7 protein-coding genes and 1 pseudogene are annotated in these 5,970 nt (G+C 69.8%); 6 read left to right on the top strand and 2 right to left on the bottom strand.

Translation table 11 applies throughout. The annotated features are described in order from the left end of the window. From BDIM_RS11280 to BDIM_RS11270, 3 genes and pseudogenes are all read left to right on the top strand, one after another. Positions 1-238: pseudogene (locus BDIM_RS11280) on the top strand (cupin domain-containing protein); the annotation flags it as partial. A 13-nt stretch (positions 239-251) separates the two neighbouring features. Then, on the top strand, positions 252-665 hold the full coding sequence (locus BDIM_RS11275; RefSeq protein ID WP_003165729.1) for a DUF1801 domain-containing protein: 414 nt from the start codon (positions 252-254) through the stop codon (positions 663-665). Between the two features lie 39 nt (positions 666-704). Further along, positions 705-2,171 carry an amidohydrolase family protein gene (locus BDIM_RS11270; RefSeq protein ID WP_003165728.1) on the top strand — a complete coding sequence of 489 codons (1,467 nt, stop codon included), beginning with the start codon at positions 705-707 and terminating at the stop codon, positions 2,169-2,171. Here BDIM_RS11270 and BDIM_RS11265 read toward each other — a convergent pair. After that, positions 2,149-2,724, bottom strand: coding sequence for an HdeD family acid-resistance protein (locus BDIM_RS11265; protein ID WP_003165727.1), 576 nt, complete (start codon positions 2,722-2,724; stop codon positions 2,149-2,151). The two genes, BDIM_RS11270 and BDIM_RS11265, sit on opposite strands and share 23 nt — an antisense overlap. An 86-nt stretch (positions 2,725-2,810) precedes the next feature. Then, the gene (locus BDIM_RS11260) at positions 2,811-3,050 is read right to left on the bottom strand and encodes a hypothetical protein (RefSeq protein WP_003165726.1); all 240 of its coding nucleotides are present in this window, start codon (positions 3,048-3,050) and stop codon (positions 2,811-2,813) included. 99 nt (positions 3,051-3,149) lie between these two features. On the opposite strand from BDIM_RS11260, the gene BDIM_RS11255 reads away from it, so the two are divergent. The 3 genes from BDIM_RS11255 to BDIM_RS18000 all read left to right on the top strand — a co-directional run. Then, entirely contained in the window at positions 3,150-4,133 is a 984-nt protein-coding gene (locus BDIM_RS11255; protein ID WP_040345857.1) for a helix-turn-helix transcriptional regulator, read from the top strand. A 77-nt stretch (positions 4,134-4,210) separates the two neighbouring features. Next, the gene (locus BDIM_RS11250) at positions 4,211-5,647 is read left to right on the top strand and encodes a gluzincin family metallopeptidase (protein WP_003165724.1); all 1,437 of its coding nucleotides are present in this window, start codon (positions 4,211-4,213) and stop codon (positions 5,645-5,647) included. 66 nt (positions 5,648-5,713) lie between these two features. Further along, a partial coding sequence (locus BDIM_RS18000; protein WP_211205983.1) for a hypothetical protein occupies positions 5,714-5,970 on the top strand: 257 nt, incomplete at its 3' end.

Below are 5,970 nucleotides of genomic sequence, written 5' to 3'. Positions count from 1 at the left end.
GCCCGAGGCGCCGCCCGATTGGCGCGTGGTCGAGGCCGAGGAGCTGTGGACCGCCTATATGGGCGCGGCGCTTGAGGTCGAGCTGGCCACGGAGGCGGGCGTGCGGCGCGAGACCCTGGCCGCCGGATCGGGTCAATGGGTGACGGTTCCGGCGGGCGGCTGGCTGAGGACGCGGGCGGTCGGCGGATGGTGTCTGGCGGGGCGGATCGGACAGGCGCAAGGTGACGGCCTGTCCTGAGCGGGAGGCCGGAATGAGCGAGCCGAAGACCAAGCCCACCGACGCCTCGGTCGAGGACTTTCTGGCGGCGGTCGAACCGGCGCGGCGGCGCGAGGAGGGGCGGACGCTCTGCGCGCTGATGCAGGCGGTGTCGGGCGAGGCGCCGGTGATGTGGGGGCCGTCCATCGTCGGCTTCGGCCGCTACGCCAACGTCACAGCGAACGGCAAGAGCGCCGACTGGCCGCGCATGGGCTTTTCGCCGCGCAAGGCGGCGCTGACCCTTTATCTCGCCTCGACCCCGCAGACGGAGGCGCTGCTGGCGCGGCTGGGCCCGCACGCGACGAGCACAGCCTGCCTTTACATCAAGCGACTGGATCAGGCGGACATGGGCGTGCTGCGCGACCTCTGCGTCGCCAGTTGGGACGAGATGAAACGCCGCTATCCGTGATTGGCTTGCCGACGGCGGCCAACGGACTATAGCGGATTCATGCGCACCTTCTTGATTGCCGCCTCCGCCCTGTTGTCCGCCTGCGCCCTGGCGCCGCTGGCCGCCGCCGAAACGCCGGTCCAGTCGGTCGATCTGCTGCTGACCTCGGCCACGGTGGTCGATGTCGAGAAGGGAACGACGACGCCGGATCAACTGGTCGCCGTGCGCGGCGGCGACATCGTGGCCGTGGGGCCCGAAGGCGAGGCGGGCCGCTATCGGGCCGCGCGGACGTTGGATCTGGGCGACCGCTACGTCATGCCGGGCCTATGGGACATGCACGTCCACTTCGGCGGCGGCGAGACCCTGATTGAGGAGAACGCCGAGCTGATGCCGCTGTTCGTGGTCAACGGCGTGGTGGCGGTGCGCGACGCGGCGGGCGATCTGGCGCAGCAGGTGCTGGACTGGCGCGCGTCGCCGCCGACCGCCGATGCGCCGCGCATCTTCACCTCCGGCCCCAAGATCGAGGGCATCGCCCCCGTCTGGAAGGGCGTGATCGAGACGGGCAGCGAGGCGGAGGTGGATGCCGCCCTGGACCGGCTTCAGGTCCTGCGCGTCGACTTCGTCAAGATCACCGACAACACCCTGACGCCCGAGCTTTTCCTCTACGCCGTGCGCGAGGCGAAGAAGCGAGGCATGAAGACCTCGGCCCACATTCCGGCCAGCATTACGGTGCTGGAGGCCGCCGAGGCGGGCCTGTCGTCGATCGAGCACCTCGACTACGCCATGAAAGCCGGCTCGCGCGATGAGGCGGACATCGCGGCCGACTATCTGGCGGGCAAATACACCTACGCCCAGACCATGCGGCGTTACGCCGATACCTTCGACGTGGAGACGGCGCGCCGGGTCTATGCGCGGCTGGCGGAGCTGGGTACGGCGGTATCGCCGACCCTCTACGGCTCGACCACCCTGGCCAATCTGGACAAGGACGACCACACGCACGACGACGGCCTGGCCTATGTCGGGCCGGGCATCCGGGCGACCTATGACTGGCGCGTTCAGCGCGCGGCCCAGGCCACGCCGCAGCAGGTCGAGGACCGCCACTTCGTCAAGGACGTCACCGCACGCACCCTGCCCATGCTGCGCGATGCGGGCGTGACCATCCTGACAGGGACGGACGCGGGCTTCCTCAACTCGTTCAACTATCCGGGCTTTTCGCTGCACGACGAGCTGGAGCTCTATGTGTCGCTGGGCCTGACGCCGCGCGAGGCCCTGGCGGGCTCGGTCGTGGACGGGCCGCGCTTCCTCAATCAGGGCGAGCGTTACGGCGCGGTGGCGACGGGCAAGTCGGCGGATCTGCTGGTGCTGGAGGCGAACCCGCTGGCCGACGTCAGCGCTACGCGCGACGCCGAGGCCGTGGTGCTGCGCGGCCGCCTGATCGATGCGGCTGAACTGGAGCGGATGCGCGCCGAAATCCGCGCTCGGGTCGCGGCGCGCAATGCGCTCTTTAAGCCTTCGCCAGCTTCCTGACCTTGAAGGCGACCCAGATCAGCAGCAGGCCGAACAGCACGGCCCAGGCCGCGATCAGCCACAGCAGACCCAAGGCCCCCGCGCCCGGCATGAAGACCAGGATCAGGCCGAAGATCACCGACAGGGCGCCGGCGACGCCCAGCGTCCACTCATTGGCGATCTCGTTGCGCAGACGGAAGGCGCCGATGATCTCGAGCACGCCGCGCAGGATCGACCAGAAGCCGATCAGATAGACCAGGACCAGGGCCGTCAGGCCCGGCCAGGCGAAGGCGACGACAGCAGCCAGGATGCTGACCACGCCGCCCAGCGCCAGCCACCAGCGCGGGACGAACCCGCCGCCCCGGATCGCTGCGATCAGGGCTAGAACCCCGTCGATCAGGGCGTAGACGCCGTAGACCATGATCAGGGTCAGCAGGCTGATCTGCGGCCAGACGAAGGTCAGCACGCCGAAGGCCACGGCGGCGATCCCGCGCAACAGCAACAGCCACCAGGATCGATGCAGGGCGGATTTGACGAAGCCTTCCAGCGAAGGCGCGGCGTTGGACGAGGACATGGTTTCAGCTCCCCTTGGGCGTGGCGGCATATGGCCACGCTGGCGCAACGTCGGAGCGGGGGCGGGAGTTCCGCAAACTTCTCGGCTCAGGCCGCCGCGCGCCAGTCGGACCGGGCGTTGAACGGCGGGGTGTGGAACTCGTCCCACAGGGCGTCTTCGTTGGTGTAGCGGCTGGTCGAGGCGCTGATGACGTCCACGACCTGTTCCTCCTGGCGGTCCCAGATGACGGCCAGGTCGCTCTCGGTCTCGCACGGCACGATCATGTAGCGATCGGAAAAGGTCTTGCGGGCGGGCTTCTGGACGGTGGGGGTGCGGACGAAGGCCATGGGAAAAACTCCTGGTGCGGAGGCGGTCGCCTCTTGCTGACAGGATGAAGATGCGACAGCATTGCGCCAGTTTCGGACGTATCTCTGTGGAGAAGTCATTTGCGGCACGACAAGGCGGCCATGGTCATCGATCTGGCGCGGGGCATGGCGGCCAGCGCCGAGGGGCTGACGCTGAACGAGATGGCGGCTCAGCTGAACGTCGGGCGCCGCACGGCCGAGCGCATGCGCGACGCCGTGCTGATGCTGTTTCCGCAGGTCGAGGAGGTGTCGGACCCGCCGACCAAACGCTGGCGCATCCGGGGCGGGCTGTCGGCCTTTGAACAGGCCCCGACGGCCACCGAAATGCTGGAGCTGACCAAGGCGGCGGCCGCCCTGCGCGCGGCGGGCGAACCGGCGCGGGCGGCGGCTCTGGAAAGCCTGGAGCGCAAGGTGAAGGCGGCGATGCGCTCGACCACCCTGAACCGCATGGCGCCCGATCTGGAGGCTCTGGTCCGGGCCGAGACCATCGCCGTTCAGGCCGGGCCGCGCCCCAGCGCCGACGAGACGGTGCTGGCCGAGATTCGCGGGGCGGTGCTGGCCGAGCGGCCGCTGAACTTCATCTACGCGCGGCCGGGGGCGGAGGCGCGCACCCGCACCATGACGCCGTGCGGCCTGATGTTCGGGCGGGCCAACTATCTGGTGGCCGCCGACCGCGAGAGCGGGCGCATCCAGACCTTCCGTCTGGACCGGATGAGCGCGGTCGAGGCGGGCGAGGGCACGGCGCGCCCGCCCGAAGACTTCGACCTGGGCGCCTTCGCCAGCCAGTCCTTCGGCATCTATCAGGACGAGATCGAAGAGGTCGCCGTCCGTATCGCGCCCGAGGGGGCGGACGAGGCGCGCGGCTGGCGCTGGCACCCGACCCAGACGATCGAGGATCAGGCCGACGGATCGGTGGTGGTGCGGTTCCGCGCCTCGGGCATGCGCGAACTGGCTTGGCATCTGTTCACCTGGGGCGAGCAGGCGACCATCCTGGAGCCGGACCGGCTGAAGACGGTGATGGCCGAGGCGCTTGGGGCGGCGGGCCGCGCCCTCGAACGGGCGTAAAGCTGAGGAAACCGTAAGGTGACGGGCGACGTTTGGGAGCCCTAAGCTGCGCCGTTCCTTGTAGGAGACTGCTCTTCGTGCGTCTGAAAGCCCTGTCTGCAACCGCCCTTTCTGTCGTCGCCCTGCTGACCGCCTGCGCCGCCAGCCCTGCGCCCGGCCCCTGGAACGTCGAGGCGGCGCCGCAGGTGACGGTGACGCGCGAGGACGGGCGGCTGACGGTAGATTATGTCTTCAACCGCGACGCCGTGGTCTGGGCCTTCATGGACTCGGCCCTGATCTCGGAGGTGCGCGAGCCGTGGAGGCCGCGCCAGTGGACGGTTGAGACGCCCGGCGTGGTGATGGAGCGACGCGGCCATTACGACATCATCCGCAGCACGAACGGCGGTCCCGTGCCGCGCCACGTCCGTTTCAGCGTGACGCCCAAGGCGGTCGAGCTGGAGGCGGAATACAAGACCCTGGTCTTCTCGGACGGGGCGGTGGCCCTGCCGACGCGGCAGATGGACGTCTTCGCCCTGGGCTCGCCCGAGGCGGCGGAGACGATGCCGGCGGACCTCAACGGCGTCAATCTGGACGGCGGGGCGTCGCGCGTGACCTGGCGCGACCTGGGCGGTCCGGTGCTGTTCAACGGCGAGCGCCACGCGGAACTGACAACGACGGGCGAGCGGTCCTATGTCCTGCTGGGACAGGCGCGGGTGACGCCGGGCGAGGGTCTGACCACCGTCATGGACCCCAATCTGCCGCCCTGGATCGGCGAGAAGATCCGCGATTTCGCCCCGCGCGTGGGCCAGTTCTACCTGCAGCGTCTGGGCCGTCCCGGAGCGGGCGGCGACAGGCCGGTGGTCATGGTGTCGTGGAACGGCCCGACCGAGCGGATGACCAGCATGGGCGGCAGCGTCCTGCCCGGCCTGATCGTCATGTCGTTCGAAGGGACCGGCGTGACCCGACCGACGGCGGAGATGGAGCGGGTGTCGCGCTGGTTCATCGCCCATGAGAGCGCCCACTTCTGGCTGGGCCAGACGGTGCGATACGAGTTCGCCCGCGACGCCTGGATCACCGAGGGCGGCGCCGACCTGATGGCGGTGCGGGCGCTGAAGGCGCTGGACCCGGCCTATGACGACCGCAAGGCCCTGCAGGAAGAGGTCGACGACTGCGTGAGCCTGAGCCAGGGGCGCGGCGTGGCCGAGGCGGGCGAACGCGGCGAACACCGCGCCTATTACGCCTGCGGCGCCGTCTTCGCCCTAACGGCCGAGGGCGCGCAGAAGCGGCGCGACGGCGGCGACTGGTTCGGCTTCCTGCGGCCTCTGCTGGACGCCAACCGCCGGGACGGGGTGCTGAGCCGCGCCGAATGGCTGAACGCCCTGACGCGCGTGTCGGGCGATCCGACGCTGGCGGCCGACATCGTGCGGATGCTGGATCAGGGCGCGGCCGATCCCGCCGCCGAGATCGCCAGCCTGTTCCGCCGCGCGGGCGTGCCGCACCGGGTCGAGGGCGGTCGCGTCATTCTGGCGAATTGATCCTGCTCAAGGCGCGGAACGGCGGTTTGTGCGTTGATGGGGCGTATCCTGAAGCAGGAGGCCCTCATGCCCTGGACCAGTCTGATCGTCTATGTCGACGATGAAGCCGACAACCCCGCACGCCTGACCGAGGCCTGCGCACTGGCCGGCGCGCACGGGGCGCGGCTGATCGGGGTGTCGGCGTGCGCGCCCGAGACGCCGGTGGCCGACGCCTATGGGGCGGGCATTCTTCTGGGCGAGGTGATGGCGGCTCAGCAGGCGCGCAACGAAACCACGCTGAAGTCCGCTGAGCAGCGCTTCCGGGGCGCGATCGAGGCGGCGGG

Source organism: Brevundimonas diminuta ATCC 11568, from assembly GCF_000204035.1.
GTDB lineage: Bacteria > Pseudomonadota > Alphaproteobacteria > Caulobacterales > Caulobacteraceae > Brevundimonas > Brevundimonas diminuta.
This window is presented reverse-complemented; position numbering and strand designations above follow the sequence as displayed.